A 17,538-nucleotide genomic window follows, 5' to 3' on the forward strand; every position below is an offset into this window, starting at 1 on the left:
TCCGTTCTGCTACCAACACATTGTACGAACCAGAATCCTTTATAAACCACTGGACAGGTCAAATACATATCAGTGTCATGAGTTAGAAATTCGCACACAAAGTCTGCGTCCTCGTAATTACGGACAGGTTGTGCCGACATTTCTTTACAAACCGTGCAAAGGGACCGCGCTCCTTGTGCACAACCTGTTTAGTGCAAAAGGGAACGTCAACCGGCTGCATCAACAGAAACGAGATTGAAGGAGACGCCGATGGAGAAGACTGAAACGTCCTTGCGGTTTATGGTGGAAAAATGGCTTGCGTTGTCTTCCGCGATGGCAGTTCGGGTAACACGAGGAAGTCGCGCACGCCCCCACCAGATGCGCTCTGTATGCCTTGAGGTATCGGTATCAACAGGCACGTTTGCTATCTATTTCTTCCGCGGAGGCGACGGTACCTGGCGCGTGTTCCCGCCCGATGCTGAACGCCCGGCGATGAGTATCCGTTGACGTGCGGCGTGATCAGGATATCTCCGCGCGTGACCTAACACCGGTCGTGTCTACGGCCGAGAAGGAGTTCGCTATGTTTGACGATTCGAACGAGATCCCGCGCGAGTACGAGCGAGATCTGGAAGCGTGGACGCGCGCCTGGTACGACGCAGCCGTCGCAAGGGACTTTATCCGATGGCCGTACGACGCCGACGTTGCAACCGTAAGACGTCGTCACGGCTATTTCCACGCCCGACTGACGCCCGCCGAAGCTGCTGAAGCATGCTTCGCGCGAAAGCACTGAAAGAGGCAACCTTATCGTATTGTCGTCCGAGCAGGACCACTGTGCAAAAGGCAACCAGCGAGCCGAATTATTTAACGAATTTGCAATTCATGACACTAGCAACGCTCGGCCAAGTTGGGATTGTCATGGCATGCCATGCTGGTCGACTGGGCGCCTGGTGCAAGTCGAGACGTTGAACTCGAAAAAAGAAAAGACCCCAAACGCTGCGTCAACTAAAAAGGAGGAGACGTGAATTCACGAAGGATTGCGCTCAAGGCTATGGTCGCTGGTGTCGCCGGCATGGCTATCGGAAGCCCTACCTTCGCGCATGATCAGAACGAGGAGTTGAAGAAATTGCGTTCGCTTATGCCCGTAAATAGCTGCGATTGCCATTCGCATATAGTTGGCCCCTACGACAAGTATCCGATGGTCGAGTCGCGGGCTTACACGCCTCCCATGGCATCAGTTTCCGAGCTGCGGAAACTTCATAAGGAGCTTGGAATAGACCGGTCTGTCCTGATACAACCTAGTTTCTACGGGACTGACAACCGCTGCCTCCTGGATGCACTGCGCGAGTTAGGTCCGTCTTCCAGGGGCGTTGCAGTGGTCGCGCCCGATGCGACTGAGGCAGAGTTGGACAACCTGAAAAAATCCGGAATCGTTGGGATTCGCATCAATCAGCCCAGCGGGCCGCGTGATTCGAATGGTCTCTCCGCGCTGATCGATCGTGCTGGTAGGCAAGCGGCCGAACTGGGGTGGCATGTGCAAGTGTTTCTCCCCATGCGAGTCATTGGTTCGCTCGCGCCGACCATCGAGCGTTCCCCGGCGCCTTTTGTATTGGACCACTACGCTGGCGCTAAGGCAGAGGGAACCACGCAAGATGGATTTGATGCGGTCCTCGGCTTGTTGAAGTCAGGTAAGGCATACGCAAAGCTAAGTGCGCCATACCACGAGGCGCATGGTCCGATCTACGCGGGTATGGCTGAACTCGCTCTCGAATTCATCAATGCGAATCCCGAGCGGGTGTTGTGGGGAAGCGATTGGCCGCACACTCCTTGGATAAGAAATCCTGCAGATTCCAAGCTTACGGTTACTCCTTTTTTTCACGTTGACAACGCCGAGCTTCTGGAGCGGTTTTTGGAGCTCGTTCCCGAGCAGTCGGTGAAGGAGAAGATTCTGGTGCATAACCCCGAGACGCTCTTTCACTTCGCTTTTGCTTAGCGACCTAGTCCAACGTCCCAGATGATACGTTAGTCCAAGGGATTCCTGTCTGATTCGACACATATTAAAAAGGATAACTAAGTAATAAAAAAATACTAATGAAAATTTCGGATGTGTCTGCTGTGGTTCGATTAATAAATCGTTGAACAATTTGGAAATTGGAGACTCGTAAATGAAAAGGCAACTCGGAGTTTTTTGCGTGGCGGTTGGTATGGGCAGTCTGGCACATGCGCAAAGCAGTGTCTCACTCTACGGGATCATCGACGCAGGCTTCAATTCGATCACGAATGTCGGGGGCAACCATCAATATTCGATGACGAGCGGCGTTAGTAACGGAAGCCGATGGGGTCTGCTCGGTGCAGAGGATCTTGGATCAGGCATCAAAGCGATCTTCCGTCTCGAGAACGGATTCGACGTCACGAACGGAACTCTTTCTCAGGGGGGCGGATGTTCGGACGGCAAGCGTACACCGGCTTGTCTTCGCCTTATGGAACCGTCACGCTCGGACGCCAGTACGACCCGCTTGTGGACGCAGTGGGTGGCATGGTGGTGTCAACGCAATGGGCAGGAAACGTCGGTTCGCATCCGGGTGATCTCGACAATCTGAACAATACGAATCGGATCAACAACTCTGTGAAGTACACGAGCCCGAGTTTCGGTGGCGTCGCTTTCAGCGGCCTCTACAGCTTTGGTGGGGTCGCTGGCGACACGTCGCGTAGCCAGATCTGGGGCGCGGGGGCTAAGTATGCATCTGGCGCCCTTACAGTTGGCGCGGGCTACTTGAACGCACGCAATCCGAATCTGAGTTTTTTCGGGTCGGGTACGTCTTCGACCCCAGTTGCGACGACTGCTAGCGTGTCCTCTCCGATATACGGGGGGTTTCTGTCGGCGCACACGTACCAGGCAATTGGAGCTGGCGCTCAATACGTCATCGGGAAGGCTACGATCGGCGCGACCTACTCAAACACGAAATTCATCAATCTCGGAGACATCACGTCCGGACCCAACCCGAGTCGATACTCCGGCACAGCGGCCTTCAACAACGCCGAGGTTAGCTTCAGCTATTTTGTCACGCCTGCTCTCCAGCTGGGTGCAGTGTACGACTACACGGACAGTGGGGGCGTCGGAAGCAACGATGGCGCCAGGTACCATCAGGGCGAGCTCGCTGCGCATTACTTCTTGTCGAGGCGCACCGATGTCTATCTCTTGGGTGTTTACCAACACGCGTCAGGTACCGATTCGAGTAATCACTCCGCTGTTGCTGCGATCAACACTTTAAGCCCGTCTTCTTCTTCCGCCCAAACGCTCATTCGCGTCGGGATGCGCACGAAGTTCTAACTGGCGCTGTCGAGCCTGCTCCGATCGTTCCGGGGCAGGTAGAGAGAGGGGACGGCTTTATCGTCGACGCTTATGCCTGTTGAACGCAATGCGGACCGGGCTTCCGGTATGAATCACCTGGCCGGTTGGGCGTGGTCGAGCGGTATCGTTGTCGAGTTCGAATTGAACGATGGTGTGAGAGTTCTCGTTAGTCACGTAGAGCATCATGCCAGTCGGATCGAGGCACAAAAATCGGGGAGCCTTGCCTTGACCACGATCACAAAGTCATCCGCATACCGACAGTAGGAGATAGCTGGTTTCCATTGCCGGTTTTCTCGCACAGTAATGGGACGCTGCTTGAGAATTGCGAAGTTCCATGTCTACTGATCCTTCCACACTTTCTTGTTCAGGTAGTTCACTTTCATCCACGCATCAAATTCATGCAGCATGATGTTGGATAACAAGGGCGAGATGACATGCTGGAGGTTCGCTTCCATCATGCGCTTCTCGACACCGTCCACGCCCGGCGTGTGCTCCGCTAGAAGCAAGCGTGATACGAGCTGCTTCGCTCGGCCAATTCTTGTCGGCAATTAGTCTCAGGAGTCGATCGAACTTGCGCTCTTTGTTCTCCGTTGACCATGTCGCCACTCTGCTTTTCATTTCACTGATTATCAAAGGTCTTCACCTCACTATGGTCAGTTAATCAACCCAGCAAACCACTTCGACTGCCCCTTTCGCCATGTAACCGGTTTTCCCGGCGTCGGACCACTGCGGAGGCTCCGTCAACCTGTGTATCATCGGAGGCACACTCCCTTATCTATGCAACACGATCACAAGAAGCCGCGACTATAAGGCAATCTCACCAGATTGCTCACTGTCTGCAGCATCGCGAGCGTTAAATGCCACCGTCCAACGCTGCAGCCGTTCCGTCATGGCGGCCCTGTCTGAATCCACATCTGCGCGAGCTGGAGTCTCCGTACCAACGCCCACCGACACGATGGCAATCGCAAGCAGCCATCTGACCATGAGAGGTCTCCAAATCAATCGGACTGACTTCCATTTTATAGGGAACAGATCCCGCAAGGGACCGACAACGATAAAGGCGGGAAAGCCTTTAATAACCGATCTCGTCCGTATGGCATCGCCGAAAGAGACTTTGCCAACAGTTGATTTGATCCGTCCGACGGAACTCAGCGGAATCCCATTCTGGCGTTTCTGCAGCGCTAGATGTCGATGATTTTTCGCAGTAAAGCGTAGGAAACACGCGAGTGGCCATCGCTGTCATTGACGGCGATAGATGCAGTCTTGGCATTCAGCCTGACGATGATTCCGACGCGCTTGCTTAGGTGCTTGTCGGTGAAGCCGACTGTGTCGCCGATGAAGAATTCTTCACGCTGCATTCTCGGCGGTGATACCGGTTCGACGTGGTCCGGGGCACTCGCGGTGTCCGGAATGATTGCCGCGTATAGCACGGCCCAACGGCGTCGAGTTGCGCTGTCTTGAACCACTGCCTGCGTCTGGCGGAGTCCGACGATGGTGCCTTGTGCAGGCGGTCCAAGCGGGTGGTCGCTAACGTAGTTGACGGCCATCCCCAGATGCAGGCGTTGAAGTATTTCGAGAATACGTCGCGGGTCATCAAGCATTTTGCCGATTGCAAGATAGAGGCGATATAGCTCGGCGCTAGGCGCCTGCCGAAGCGAATCAAGAATGTCCATGGTGTAGAGGTGTTTTAACGGGCGAGCGGCAAGAGTTCGTGCACGCGATTGACGGGATACGACAGGATAGTCATCTTGCTACCAGTTGAGTCGTAGTCCGGCCTCGGTTGCACGATGCCGGTCGTCGTCGTCCGCATGCAGGTACTGGCTCGTGGTCGAGATAGACGCATGCCCCAGGTTGTCCCGCACGTATCGCAGATCGACTTGCCCATCCATCATGTGTGAGCCCGCCGTGTGCCGCAGCCAATGGGCAGAGGCCTGGCGCAGCTGCTCGGCCGCGCGCTCGTGTGCTTCGCCCGTCGACTGCAGATGGCCGATCGCATTGTCGAACACCTGCTTGATGATCAGGTGCACGGCACCCCGTGTCATCGTCCGGTGGTTGCCACCGATCGGCAACAGCAGCGGTGTCGTCTCACCGCCATAGGGGAGGGCCGCCAGACCGTAGTGTTGGCGATAGCGTGTCAGCTCCGCCACGAGTTCGGTCGTCGCCGGCAGCAAGCGTTCCTTGTCGCCCTTGCCGATGACCGTGAGCCACCACCGATCCTGGCCGTCGCGGTCCCGCCGTCTAAAAAAGCCGCCCATCGGATTGCTCACGACTTCCGAAATGCGCAGGCCCATCAAATACAGGAGGGAGATCAGCCAGCGTACGCGCGCGTAGTGTTCCTGTTCGCGCGCGGTGTCGCGGGGCATTGCATCAATGGAGGTTTTAACGGCCCGCCAGAGATTGTCCCCGAGGAAGCGCGTCACCCTCGGCTTAGCCTTGCGCGCGCGTTGGCGCGATAAGGACAGCGGGTTGCCGGCCAGGTAGCCCGCGTTGACGAGCCACGCGAAGAGCGTGTTCAGAATCACAAACGCCTGACGCTCGCTCGCGGGCGAGAGCGGGCCCGCGAACGGCCGCCAGTGCGGATCTGCGCGGGCCACTTTTCGACCGCTCATGACCCAGCGCTGTGCGGGTTGCGGGTCGGCCAGAAACCGCCGGTAGATGAGGAGGTCTTCGTGCGTGAGCGAGGAGAGGGGTTTCCTCAGTTCGGTGGTCGACCACAGCAGCAGGCGTTCGGACTCCTTGCGATAGGTGTCGAAGGTTACCGTCGTGTCGACGTAAACCGAAATAACTTTGTCAATTCGAAATCTCTGCAAGTCCTGGCGGGTCGGAACTGCTCCGAGCTGGATTGACATTTATATTTGCAGTCCGAAGAGAGTGAACCAAACTGTGGGAGGTCAATTCACGCCGCTCGGCGCGCACTCGGCGAATTCGCCGCTACAAAAGTTTTGGTCAACCCGGCAAGTTTCTTAACCGAGAATTCCTTGTTGAGAACGGCAACTCTGACCTGTGCCAGACAGTGCGCTCCCTCGTCCGTCCATCGCATTTGTTGCTTCTTCGCCATGCGATGGCTGACCACCAGGTTCACCGCGGACTCTGCAATGCTGCTGCTGATCGGTAGTCCCTTGTGATAGCGCATTCCATAGTTCACCAGCGTACCGGCGTTGTGCTCGATGTAGAAGTACAGGCGGCGCAGGTTCCAGTACAACGTCGAGTGCTCATAGCCTTCCCTTGCCAGCAGCGTGGCGTCCAGGGCTTTGATGCGGAAAACGGCTTGTCGGCCTTTTCCATGCCAAACTAGCCACTTGGAGTGATCGATCTCTTTCTCTACAGCGATTCGCTCTTCGGGCTCAATCGTCTGGCTTCCTAACACCGAGTTCTTGGCAGCCTTAAACTTCATCGCGATGTGAAACCAGTCCAGAATCCTCCCCCTAGCGAGCTGGCTGCCGTCCACAGCCTTGCCGAATTCGCCAGCGTCATCGCTGATCACGGTGACTCGCTCGTTTGGAGCCACGCCGCTTGCAAAGAGAAATTGGTCCAGCCGCGCGGGCGCCGATGGCATCAGCTTATGTACGTACGCGTAGAGACGCGGGGTGCGATCAGCAAAAATTGCACGGCCCGCAACAATGTTGACATGCCGATCCCGAGTGAACTTCTGCGCCCAAGGCGATTTCACCTCGGCAAGGTCGCGCGCCGCTTTACGACTCTTGGGGCTGCTGCTGAAGCTCAGCCACGCCGAGTCGACGCTCACGCAGCCGACGGTGGTCGATTCGCGAACCTGCTCTGCGCTGACCGCTTTTGGTCCAGACGCGATATCGCGCTCGATCTGCGCGTCCAGCGCCCTACCGATGGCGAGGATCCGACGGCGAGTACTACCAAAGGAAATCCCCTTGTCTAGCGGAGGGACCTCTCGAAGCAGCTCAGTTGCCTGCCGGTAAGGTAGATGGGCGGCCCATTTGGCCTGCAGGTACTCCAATTCCGGCGTCACACGCTGGTGAACGACCCTGCACAGCGGACTCACTGAGCGGCGCGGTTGCCCTCGCTTCGCCGTGCACCTACACGTCAACAGCCTCGGACTGGGCACGTCGACCTTGCCAAATACGGTTCGCAGCACGATCGACCGGGCGTCCTTGTGCGCCAGCATCGAGCCACAACGGTCGCAAACCAATTGGCTCTCCATCCACCCGGCAGCCTGCTCCGACACCAGCAACGATTGAATCTCAGCGAGCAAGGCGCGGCCTTCGGCAAGTGTAAGTCCCAGGTCGGCGACGCTCCGGTCTTTTCGTTCGACCACAGCAACGGTCGTCGCTTTAGTCTCACTCGTTTCCCCCGCCTCCAGGCGGGCCTCGATGATCAGTCGCATAGCAACTCCAATCGGGTTGGCAACGTCGCCAGCGTAGCTGAACAACGAGCGTGCCGGGCGGCCGTGCTGGGCTTTTCTCGTTGGAAACTTCGCAGACTCCAAGCGGCGTATCCCATCGGGTACGCCGCCGTCTTGCCGTCTATGGCGGCGGTCAAGTCAGCGAAAATGGCCTCCCACGGTTTGGCTCACTCTCGAATCGGTGGAAACTTCATTGTGGTCTACGGTGCTTCCGTGCATCAGCACAACCCCGCGATCCGGGGTGAGCCCAGCATGGCGTGTCGTATCGATGAAGAAATCAGATAGCGCTGACTATCGGGCATCGCCTTTACGGACGGCGAGTAGGTCATTCAGGAGACCGGTCCCGCTGTTCCTTTTGATTTGTCCGTCCCACATGTATTCAAATCGCTCGTCTTCGGAATACACCTGGCGATCTGCAAAGCAGATGGTGATTGTATTGATGGTTGCGACATGTTCGCGCGTTGCGATGTAGGTGCCACCCTGAGCGTCGAAATGCCCGCTGATGGCCATGGTTTTCGAAAGCGGAAAGGATACGGACGAGTTCGGCGATGCGAAGCCCGGCGCGCTGCCGTCAGGGGGGCTTTCCTGCCAGACTATGCCCACAGGATGGTCGGACGTCACGAAGCCACCGCTGTCCGCCGGCGTGATCCACAATCGCCATTGGCGATCTCGCAGATACGGGAAAATCTCGCGATACATCGGGAGTTCCTGTTCGATGTGGTGCATCGTCGAGAGTTCGATGGAGTATTGATCGTCGTCGACGTAGGCTTTTATGGTTTCATACGGGAAATTGGGGATGTTCGCCGCCTGTCTTTGCTCGCGCGTGAGTTCCTCATGTGCGCCGTAGGCTTCTCTCGAAGCGGTGTTATCGCGGAACGAGTCTTTAATGACACGCTCGGCAATTCGGCGCCTGGATTCCCGTCCTTTGGGCGTCCGAACCGCGAGTATGGCAATGAGGTTCACGATGCTGCTCAGATGATCGATATCGTCAAAGCGCTCAGTCTCTTCAATCGCACGAAGTGCGGCCGCAACACGACCTTCTAGCTTTGCGTAGTCCTGCTCAAGCGCATCCATCGGCAGGCCGTCTAGATCGACGCGATTGAAGTCGCGCTGCACTGCGACGTTCTTAGGGCTGGTGCCGAATGTGGTCTTTGATTCGAAATCGATGGCGAGCAGCTTCGAATTCTTGCTCGAATTGCGGGCGAATGCTTTCAGATAGCACTGAGGTATGAAATGGTGATTTCGAGCGGTCATATGCGGCAGGTTCTGAGTTCTGGGCAGAATAAGTTACGGGAACGTTCGAGCCGACTTCGTACTTGGGCGGACATTCGAATGTCCGTTCTACGCCGGGACTGAGCCCTTGTTATCTGTGCGCCCCGGTGTTTTGATGACGCTACCACTTCGCTTCTCGAAACGCCTATTCGACAGCGTTGGGCCAGTATGAACCAGCATTGATGCCGCGAGTTGATAGGGCAGTTGCAACCTGCGCAGAGGTCCCATTACGATGCACCCTAAGGCGATAGCGATGGAGCGAGAATCTCCAGCAGACTTACCGATACAGCTCGCGTTGAATCGTCTATCGCGTCGTAGCCGGCCTTGGGAAGCAGACGTCGCCGTTCGTCGCCCAGGAGCGATCGGCACTGTTGCACAACGTCCGTGCCCATCGCCCCGGCCGCCATCAGATAGCGCGGCAAACTTGCTATTTCACATTCGCTGGGGCCGCACGCCAACTTGGTTTTAAAGCGTTGAACCACGTCAGCGTCACGCTGCAAACGTTCAATAACTGCACGATTCGTAATCTCCTGAAAATCCCAAATCCCATGCTCCCCGCGATTCACCATCGCGTATACAACCTCCACAAATTCGTCCGCGCCACTGCGAGCGGCTGCAAGATGCACCGCGACGACCCAGTCCCTGTAGTGCTCAATGATGTCCTTCGGGCCATGCGGGATCCGTTCAAAAAGCGGATCGCCAGGTCCCAGCAAAAGCAACGCTACGATCACATGACGCCGACCGCGCGCAAACGCCTCGCGCAGCTGCTCCCTCACCTGCCTCCTAGTCGGGAAATGGTCGCGGATGATGTATGCGACCTCTAGGCGTACCCGCTCAATGTCCCACGGCGAATAAGATACCTCGGCACCGCGCAAGTCCGGTAAGAACACGCGGCAGCAATGTTCGAGCAACAACTCACTGGATGGTTGCTCTCGAGCGAGCGCGATGAAGCTGCGCAGACTAAGGACCGTTTCCGTCGAAGCGCAAAAGGACAGGAAATCACGGCGGGCGGCGGGAGACGCGTTGATATGTGGCGCCAAGAAGTCCCATAGGCGGCCATCGTTCGCTCTGAAATTCCCGAACCGCGCCGGAAAACTACTTCCAAAAGCCTTTAACACTTCGTCCCATCGCTCGCACATCAAAGCCGCCAGGCTCTCGCTTTCTTCTCGCAAGGCTCCGGGTCGGATAGTCAACGGTTTGCCCTCGTGTTCTGTCATAGACGTGACATCGTCGACGTGGCCCAGCACGACCATACCTGCGAACGCCGCGGCACGCCGTTCATTGAGGTCCGGCCCAACAGCGAGCAGATCGCCTCGGAGCCGGCTCAAATGGTCGCTGCTTGTTCCCGCAACCGCACGAATAATATTTCGATGGTAATAGATCGACGCGGTGATTTTCAGTTCGCTATCGACCTCGATGTCGTAGTCCTCTAGAGCACGCCCAAATGCTGGTCGACTGCTCGCCTCCGCTGAAGCCGCCTCGATAATGTCGCCGCGAAGCTGTGCTGGTAGTGGACGGGCGAAAGCCAACACAAGCGCGCGGATCTCTTGGTCGTTTTCATATACCCGTGCCAGCGTTGGAATCGGCGGCGAACGATCCTTCATAGTCTGTAAGGCGTATTCCCTGACGCGGGGGCTAGCATGAAAGTGCTCGATCAGGACTTGACCCGGGTCGAAGGCAGGCACTCCACGGTTGATACCGGCAAGAAGCGTATTAATAACTTCTGTATCTTTTGCCGTGCATCCGAGAATGGCCAAGCCTCGCGTAATAAAATCGAACCTCTTCCTTCCCGGAGCGCGCGTAAGCCCCAAAAGTCGCGCGCGGCAAAGATCGAAGTCCGGCAATATCTGTGGGAGTAGAGCCGCCAGCCCCTGGAGCTTGTCGTCATCCCACGCCGCGATTTCGTCCATAAACGCGGCAACGACTGGATCCGAGCGGCCCCAACCTTCGATGAGAGGGGCCACGGCCCAGTACGGCATCCAGTCTTCAGTCCGCGCAATGTGGATTAATTCATCACGCAGTTCATTGCCGTGGAGCTTGACGAGAAGCCCCTGCATAGAGTGAAGGTTGTATCGTCCGTAATCGGATCGAACGAGTGTGATGACGCTCGCACGAATGTCATCATGTTCGGCCGCAAAGACGGCTACCCGGTCCCATATCAGATCATCGTGGGTAAGAATGAACGGGTGTTCTTGCTTCACCTCGTATCTGACCCAATTTGTCACTCTGGTGTTTGTAGGGGAGCAGCGGAGCAGGTAATGGGTAGCGGGTTCACGGTCGAGTTGCCGACGCCGCCCACCTTGCCTACCAAGGCTGTTAAGCGCGGCGTCAATAATAGTGACGTCATCCGGCCACTTCTGCGCGAGCGTCGTCCACGCGGCCGGACGTTCCCAATAGTCAATGTCGGAAAACTCCGAGAGCAGGTCCATGAGGCAGTCTCGATCGCGTCCGTCCGCTCGACCGCTCGTGATTCGCCCCATCGCCCCTGTAAACCTAAGCATTGGAAACCGAGACTCGAGGGCAGCATCGTGCAGGTCGGAAAGACCAGGCGTCTCGGGCCATCCGTTCGTCAACGCCCCTAGCGATGCCGCAGCTACCGAAAGGTCTAGGGTGGAACGCGCTAATTCGCGAAGCCTTTCCCGTACTTGGTCATCACCGCGATATACGCGACTGAGCGCTTGTGCCGCGCTGCGCTGATTTGCGGGCTCCTCATCGTGGACCCCGCGCATTAACGCTTCCTGCAAGTCTGCCGCCGGGTTCCAATCGCCGAGGACGGCGAACACGTTGCGCAGGTATCTCTCCCGACGGGGAAGCCATGATGAAAGTCGATCGTCGATCGGTGAGGGTGTCTCACCGGCGTTCGTCAGCGCTGCTTTTAGCACCTCGCGGCGGGCCAGCATCCAATCGCCGGTTTCAATGATATCGAAAGCACGGTCCATTAGTCTCCGCGCCGTTGCGGGATGCTTCCTGGCCGCGTTGAACGCAATATCGGCGAGGAGGACGTCGCGGCCTATCGCGCCCTCGATACTTGCTTCCTCGCGCTGCGCTGTCTCGATGGTGGAGACGACCGACTCTACTTCCGTCGGACGCTTAAGTAAGCACACCAGATTTGAAATGACGTTGCGCCATAGTGTGTCGCCTGACGTCACGCGGACAAAATCCAGCATGTCTTGGAGGCTCCATGTCTGGATGTGTTCTGCAGCAAGATACTCCTCAAACGCTGCGTGTGCGAAGCCGATTTCGCCGGGAGCTCGCTCCGAAACAAGCCCTACCGTTTCGGCGTTCACGGCTAACATTTCACTGGCTGCGTTTTGTGCGCGATCGGTCGAATAGGCGAAAGCATCCGGGTCTGCTAGATACTCCCGAATCGTTTTCCTGGCGCTCCTAATGTTGTAGGTCCCACCGCCGTTCTCGGATCGCGAAACGAACGCCAGTCGGGCGAGCGCTGCGCGCCTGTCATCCGTGTCGGGTATATGGATGAATCGCGTCGTCGTGTCCCCAGCCGCTGTCGCACGCCCTTCAGGATGCGTTTCCAAAAGAATAGCAACTAGGCTCTGCAAGGCCTGAAGCCGATTTCGGGGCAGCGCGACCTGACGCAGGGAGAGCGCAACAAGACCAACAAGGAGGAGCGGATTGCCGGCGAGGGAGAACAGCCGCCTGTCTCGAGTGAGCTCCATAAAAAACCGGTCGAGACGCGCATCGATTGGCATCCTATCTCCAAGGCGTAGTCCATCGCCGGCAACTCGAGATGGGAGGGCTTTGGAGAACCATACCCTGGCAAGTGCCCTCTGCTGCTCAAGAGACAACGGTGCCAACTCGGCAGTACGCCATTCCGGCGGAATCGATCCAATCTCTTCCAGGCCTCGAGGCCGTGCGGTCATTATTGTGGGCACATTGTGCGTCGCAACAAACGCCATAATCTGTTGAAGCGTGGTGCGCGCCGCCTGCTCTTCCGACCACTCGTCGAGTCCGTCAATCAATAACAAGCAGCGGCGTTCGTCGACTGCGCGATCCATGAGGGAGAGCAAATCTGTTGTAAGGGCCGGCTGCAGAGTTTCGGCTATCACATCCTTAAGGCCGGCTGGTCGTCCTCGAGCAGCACTGAGTCGACTCCACCGGGAAAAGGAAATGTGGAGCGGCAGAAGGCCACCCCAACGATGCGCTATCTGCGGGAAAATCTGCTTTTCGCTCAACAAGTCAAGCGCGATGCATCTAAGCAGCACGCTTTTTCCACTGCCTGAATCTCCAATGACGGCCAAGTGTTGTCCTTCCGCGAGCCATGTCCCCAGTGGAGACCTGCGAACGTAATTGCGCCGTGACGCTTTAGTCTGCCTCGGCGCCGTTTCGCTGTCTGCAGGTCTACCGCCCAAACCTGATGGCTCCTGCGTCGCAGGTGTGTCGCCGGCAACAGTATCTCGGACAACTACATCGGGAACGATGAAACGCTGCAGCAGCGATGGAGGCGCACCGTAATCTGCGCCTTCCATCTTAAGCGGCAAGGCAACTCCGACATCCAATAGATGAAAGTGCGCGTCGTAGTACTTGTACAACTGGGCGCGTACCCGGGCGAATTCCCCACCGTCGAGTCGCGAACCGAGCGCCTTTGCTATGTCTGGCCCAAGAAAGGCTTCTACCCATTGTCGACCAAAAAAATCGTCGACGATGTCGGGATTGCTTCTCAAGAGCTCGCTGAGTTCTTCTCCGCCGTGCGGCACCAAGGTGACTCCGACCGCTTTCAGTGCCGCGGCCTGCTCTTCGATCCCGTCCTGTACCTTTGTATCGGCCAGCGAGGCCTGCACGGCGAGAATTAGCTTTTCCGATTTGTCTTTCCAGGCTCCCGCGCGGAACTTGCTGACCATAGCGGCAACATCCGTCGCCGTGACGGATTCATAGCGTTTCACCTGCCACACTTCGTATTTGGCGTTTGTTCCCCGCACGAAAAGGTCGATGCCCTGTTGAGCTTGGCCCGGTCGCCCGTATCGGGCGACGTGTTCCACCCGCTGCGCTTTGCCAGCTAGTCGATAACAAAGACGCTCGAAATTCTCCCAAGTCAGTGCCCCGAAGGGAAGTACCTGAACCCTAGTCGTGACGGGCGGATGGGAGGGAATCCCGTCCACAGGCCCATTTAATTCGGCATCAAGCAACGGGTCAATGTCTTCACGGCTTACGTCGTTACGCGCCTCTTGTTCCGCCGTAGGTCTTTCGTTGTCCATGATCTCCTTCTCTCGTCACTCGTTCACACGCGCGTAGACACTTCACACCTATGCAAATAATTATATTGGTCGGCCAAATGACTCGCGAAGACTTTGGTATAGCCTGTGGACATTGCAGACACCGACTGGTCACGACGCTACACCTTACCATTTGGCGCGTCGGCGATTATGGTGCGTCTGACAACAAGCGCCAGGCTGGCTTGGCAGCAAGAAGCGAATACTAGCTCACCCAATGCGTCGCCAGACGGCCAGTCGTTCGGATATGATCCATGGGGCCTTGTATCACGCAGACAGGTAACGTCGAGACATTGGCTGATTCCTTAAGCGTTATGCCTGCCAATGACGACTGGTTTAACCTGTACCTGGCGGGTAACCTCGAATCGTTGGAAGGCTGGACGGGCCTTGATAACGGTCACGGACTGCTCAACATCGCCGACAAGCTTGGAAATATCGTTTGCCGTCAAGTTGCAGCGGGCACCGATGATGACCTCACGTAGCTGGATGACGTCGCCAAACTCCTGATAATAGTTTCCGTCGGGGTGCTGTGCTGTCAATTCCTTGAAGACCCGCCACTCTCGTTCATAGCTCCACTCATCAAACTTCGTCGTCATGGCGATCTTGGCCAGTTCGGCTGACACGCGAACACCAGTTTGCGTCTGATCAAGCTCGTACTTCAGACGTTGCGGTTGATATTTAACTTCGGCCGCTTCCTTGACGTCAAACCCGAGGCACAAGCCTTTGTGCTTGTCACCGTAGTGTGCCCACATAACGGGGCTGCGCCAATTGTCCGAGAAGCAAATCACGCTGAAACGTTCGGCAACGGCGCATCTCAAACTGTTATAGAAGTGGCGTGCTGAGCGCTCTCCGAGGTGCGCGCTTAGCAGTTCGAATGGATCATTGAGGTCGTCGAAGCGCGAAAACTTCAGATGCTTGCAAGCAAGGTCAGATGCCCCCCAATGCTCGCTCGTCATGTAGTACAGGCGCATTCGTTCTCTCTGAGTCTATCTGCGGTATTGAAGAAACATTTTCTGGCAAGGCGTGCCAGAGTTGTTACAAACGGAATTTTAGCGCCGCCGAACCGCTAGCCGGCGAACTGTCGTCTACAATCGTCGAAAACGATGAATGGACACATCCTATGACAGTCGAAGCGGCAAGCGCAAACTGGCTCACTCTTGTGATGTCGAGCGCGGTTATCAGCGCGGTCGTGAATGTTATCTGGAGCGCAAGATTGAAATACGTCGAACGCAAACGCGAAGACGAGAGGGATGCAAGGCGCATAGGACACGTTTACCTCGATCTTGCGCTGAGTCTGGAGTCGTTCGGCAAACAATGCAACGCCCGTCTTTACGACATCGAGAACGGACTCTGGCAACGGGCCGTGAATCATGACGAGTCCTTTCTGAGCCGGCTCAAACCGTTCACTTTTGCTTTCGATCCGGAACCCACGTGGAGCGAACTTCCCATCCCGTTTGTCGCCAAAGTGAAGGTGCTACCCGAACAGTTCGAATCAACGAGCTGCTGGATTGGAGAGCAGTGGTCGGAGTGGGCGGATCTCGGTGATGCGTACGACCTGGAGACAGAGCGCGTCGCGTTCTATGGTCTGAAGGCCGCAGTAATCGCAGCAGCTATCCGCCGGGACATTCAGGCCGGTGAGTGTGACACAGAAAACCACGTCGAGCACTTCCGGTCGATCGTCGAACAACGCAGGGAGGCCTTCCAGAAGCAGCGCGAGGGCGTGACCCTGATCCCGGAGTTGCACGCCCAGTTCAATAGGGAGGTACCACGGCTACAGAACGAACCCGTCACCGCGTGAGTGAAGCGATTGCACGAGGCGGAGGACAAACTGGGCCACTCTTGCAATCAATATTGAAGATCGCGACTTTACCGGCGCTACCGGTCTTAGCGATTGACAGCTCAAGCAGATTATCTGTTCAAGGACTTTGTCCGACGAACGTCCGTTTCACTTTGCAAAAAGCCATCATTGTTTCGGTAGGTCGACAGTCCGCCGCGGGTCGACTTGTGCCAATCGTTGGTAGTCGGCATCCGGCCCCACAAATCGCTACCAGTTGAGTCTAAGCCCGGCTTCTGTTGCCCGATGTCGATCATCGTCGTCCGCGTGCAAGTATTGGCTGGTCGTCGAGATCGATTCATGCCCCAGGTTGTCCCGCACGTATCGCAGATCGACTTGGCCATCCATCATGCGAGAGCCTGCCGTGTGTCGCAGCCAATGGGCAGACGCCTGGCGCAGCCGTTCTGCTGCGCGCTCGTGCGCTTCGCCCGTCGACTGCAAGTGCCCGATCGCATTGTCGAACACCTGTTTGATGATCAGGTGCACGGCGCCGCGCGTCATCGTCCGATGCGTGCCACCGATCGGCAACAGCAGTGGGGTCGTTTCACCGCCATAGGGCAGCGCCGCGAGACCATAGTGTCGGCGATAGCGTGTCAGCTCCGCCATCAGTTCGGTCGTCGCCGGCAGCAAACGTTCCTTGTCGCCCTTGCCGACGATCGTCAGCCACCATCGGTCCTGGCCGTCGTGATCGCGCCGTCTAAAAAAGCTGCCCATCGGATTGCTCACGACTTCCGAGATGCGCAGACCCAACAAATACAAGAGCGAGATCAGCCAGCGCACGCGTGCGTAGTGTTCCTGCGCCCGCGCGGTGTCACGCGGCATCGCATCGATCGAGGTTTTGACGGCCTGCCAAAGATCGTCCTCGAGGAAGCGCGTCACGCGAGGCTTCGCCTTACGCGCACGCTGACGCGATAGAGACAGGGGATTGCCGGCCAGATAGCCCGCGTTGACCAGCCACGCGAACAGCGTATTCAGAATCACAAACGCTTGTCGCTCGCTCGCGGGGGAGAGGGGTCCCGCGAACGGCCGCCAGGATGGGTCCGCGCGGGCCACCTTGCGACCAGTCATGACCCAGCGTTGCGCCGGTTGCGGGTCGGCCAGAAACCGCCGATAGACAAGCAGGTCTTCGTGCGTGAGCGAGGAAAGCGGCTTGCGCAGTTCGGTGGTCGACCACAGCAGCAAGCGTTCGGACTCCTTGCGGTAGGTGTCGAAGGTTGCTTTTGTGTCGACGAATCGCGTGAGCCACGCCCGGATCGCGTCGACGTCGTTTTGGGCCGCAATTTGGGGCCGGGCGCCGAGCGAGCGGTTCGTGCCGACGCTACCGTCGAGCTCTGGTGGGAGATACAAGTTCTCGATCGGCACAACGGTGCCGTCGGACACGCGGAAGGGCTCAGGAAACGGCATGGTGGGGTGAGACGTAGCCCATTCAGAGAATGCGTCATTTTACTCGACATTATCGTCATAATGTCTAAATTAAATATTCTATTTCAAGTTAATTAAC

The 17,538-nt window shown here is 57.0% G+C and carries 13 protein-coding genes and 1 pseudogene; 5 read left to right on the plus strand and 9 right to left on the minus strand.

The annotated features are described in order from the left end of the window. Positions 1 to 249: 249 nt before the first annotated feature. The 4 genes and pseudogenes from AWB69_RS46610 (at position 250) to AWB69_RS42795 (ending at position 3,307) form a co-directional block, all read left to right on the plus strand. Entirely contained in the window at positions 250 to 486 is a 237-nt protein-coding gene (locus tag AWB69_RS46610; protein ID WP_075644098.1) for a hypothetical protein, read from the plus strand. Positions 487 to 559: 73 nt separating this feature from the next. After that, positions 560 to 769, plus strand: a complete 210-nt coding sequence (locus AWB69_RS42785; protein ID WP_062092815.1) for a hypothetical protein — start codon at positions 560 to 562, stop codon at positions 767 to 769. 228 nt (positions 770 to 997) lie between these two features. Continuing rightward, positions 998 to 1,969 carry an amidohydrolase family protein gene (locus AWB69_RS42790; RefSeq protein WP_062092816.1) on the plus strand — a complete coding sequence of 324 codons (972 nt, stop codon included), beginning with the start codon at positions 998 to 1,000 and terminating at the stop codon, positions 1,967 to 1,969. A gap of 172 nt (positions 1,970 to 2,141) precedes the next feature. Beyond that, positions 2,142 to 3,307: pseudogene (locus AWB69_RS42795) on the plus strand (porin). 57 nt (positions 3,308 to 3,364) lie between these two features. Here the strand turns inward: AWB69_RS42795 and AWB69_RS51030 are convergent. From AWB69_RS51030 to AWB69_RS42835, 8 genes are all read right to left on the minus strand, one after another. Continuing rightward, positions 3,365 to 3,514, minus strand: a complete 150-nt coding sequence (locus AWB69_RS51030) for a hypothetical protein (protein WP_082913851.1) — start codon at positions 3,512 to 3,514, stop codon at positions 3,365 to 3,367. 152 nt (positions 3,515 to 3,666) lie between these two features. Beyond that, positions 3,667 to 3,876: a hypothetical protein gene (locus tag AWB69_RS50090; protein ID WP_062092817.1), complete on the minus strand. Its 210-nt coding sequence runs from the start codon at positions 3,874 to 3,876 to the stop codon at positions 3,667 to 3,669. A gap of 633 nt (positions 3,877 to 4,509) precedes the next feature. Next, the gene (locus AWB69_RS42810) at positions 4,510 to 5,001 is read right to left on the minus strand and encodes a hypothetical protein (protein WP_062092819.1); all 492 of its coding nucleotides are present in this window, start codon (positions 4,999 to 5,001) and stop codon (positions 4,510 to 4,512) included. A 78-nt stretch (positions 5,002 to 5,079) separates the two neighbouring features. Continuing rightward, positions 5,080 to 6,177, minus strand: a complete 1,098-nt coding sequence (locus tag AWB69_RS42815; protein WP_062092820.1) for a tyrosine-type recombinase/integrase — start codon at positions 6,175 to 6,177, stop codon at positions 5,080 to 5,082. A 47-nt stretch (positions 6,178 to 6,224) separates the two neighbouring features. Next, a complete protein-coding gene (locus AWB69_RS48415) occupies positions 6,225 to 7,685 on the minus strand; it encodes an ISKra4 family transposase (RefSeq protein ID WP_156529182.1) in 1,461 nt (486 codons plus the stop codon). Between the two features lie 309 nt (positions 7,686 to 7,994). After that, on the minus strand, positions 7,995 to 8,957 hold the full coding sequence (locus AWB69_RS42825; protein WP_062092821.1) for a DUF4238 domain-containing protein: 963 nt from the start codon (positions 8,955 to 8,957) through the stop codon (positions 7,995 to 7,997). Positions 8,958 to 9,214: 257 nt separating this feature from the next. Continuing rightward, positions 9,215 to 14,188, minus strand: coding sequence for an NACHT domain-containing protein (locus AWB69_RS42830; RefSeq protein ID WP_062092822.1), 4,974 nt, complete (start codon positions 14,186 to 14,188; stop codon positions 9,215 to 9,217). A gap of 320 nt (positions 14,189 to 14,508) precedes the next feature. Then, complete coding sequence (locus AWB69_RS42835) at positions 14,509 to 15,174, minus strand: DUF2971 domain-containing protein (protein WP_063978043.1); 666 nt, start codon at positions 15,172 to 15,174, stop codon at positions 14,509 to 14,511. A 149-nt stretch (positions 15,175 to 15,323) separates the two neighbouring features. Between AWB69_RS42835 and AWB69_RS42840 the strand changes: the two genes are divergently transcribed. Continuing rightward, the gene (locus AWB69_RS42840; RefSeq protein WP_062092824.1) at positions 15,324 to 16,001 is read left to right on the plus strand and encodes a hypothetical protein; all 678 of its coding nucleotides are present in this window, start codon (positions 15,324 to 15,326) and stop codon (positions 15,999 to 16,001) included. Positions 16,002 to 16,247: 246 nt separating this feature from the next. Here the strand turns inward: AWB69_RS42840 and AWB69_RS42845 are convergent, their stop codons facing one another. After that, positions 16,248 to 17,441, minus strand: a complete 1,194-nt coding sequence (locus AWB69_RS42845; RefSeq protein ID WP_062092825.1) for a tyrosine-type recombinase/integrase — start codon at positions 17,439 to 17,441, stop codon at positions 16,248 to 16,250. Between the last annotated feature and the right edge of the window lie 97 nt (positions 17,442 to 17,538).

It is taken from the genome of Caballeronia udeis (assembly GCF_001544555.2).
GTDB lineage: Bacteria > Pseudomonadota > Gammaproteobacteria > Burkholderiales > Burkholderiaceae > Caballeronia > Caballeronia udeis.

Bases quoted from the DNA above. Each gene is read 5' to 3' on its own strand.
- AWB69_RS46610 (WP_075644098.1), top strand. From the start codon at position 250: ATGGAGAAGACTGAAACGTCCTTGCGGTTTATGGTGGAAAAATGGCTT.
- AWB69_RS42785 (WP_062092815.1), top strand. From the start codon at position 560: ATGTTTGACGATTCGAACGAGATCCCGCGCGAGTACGAGCGAGATCTG.
- AWB69_RS51030 (WP_082913851.1), bottom strand. From the start codon at position 3,514: ATGATGCTCTACGTGACTAACGAGAACTCTCACACCATCGTTCAATTC.
- AWB69_RS42810 (WP_062092819.1), bottom strand. From the start codon at position 5,001: ATGGACATTCTTGATTCGCTTCGGCAGGCGCCTAGCGCCGAGCTATAT.
- AWB69_RS42815 (WP_062092820.1), bottom strand. From the start codon at position 6,177: ATGTCAATCCAGCTCGGAGCAGTTCCGACCCGCCAGGACTTGCAGAGA.
- AWB69_RS48415 (WP_156529182.1), bottom strand. From the start codon at position 7,685: ATGCGACTGATCATCGAGGCCCGCCTGGAGGCGGGGGAAACGAGTGAG.
- AWB69_RS42825 (WP_062092821.1), bottom strand. From the start codon at position 8,957: ATGACCGCTCGAAATCACCATTTCATACCTCAGTGCTATCTGAAAGCA.
- AWB69_RS42830 (WP_062092822.1), bottom strand. From the start codon at position 14,188: ATGGACAACGAAAGACCTACGGCGGAACAAGAGGCGCGTAACGACGTA.
- AWB69_RS42835 (WP_063978043.1), bottom strand. From the start codon at position 15,174: ATGCGCCTGTACTACATGACGAGCGAGCATTGGGGGGCATCTGACCTT.
- AWB69_RS42840 (WP_062092824.1), top strand. From the start codon at position 15,324: ATGACAGTCGAAGCGGCAAGCGCAAACTGGCTCACTCTTGTGATGTCG.
- AWB69_RS42845 (WP_062092825.1), bottom strand. From the start codon at position 17,441: ATGCCGTTTCCTGAGCCCTTCCGCGTGTCCGACGGCACCGTTGTGCCG.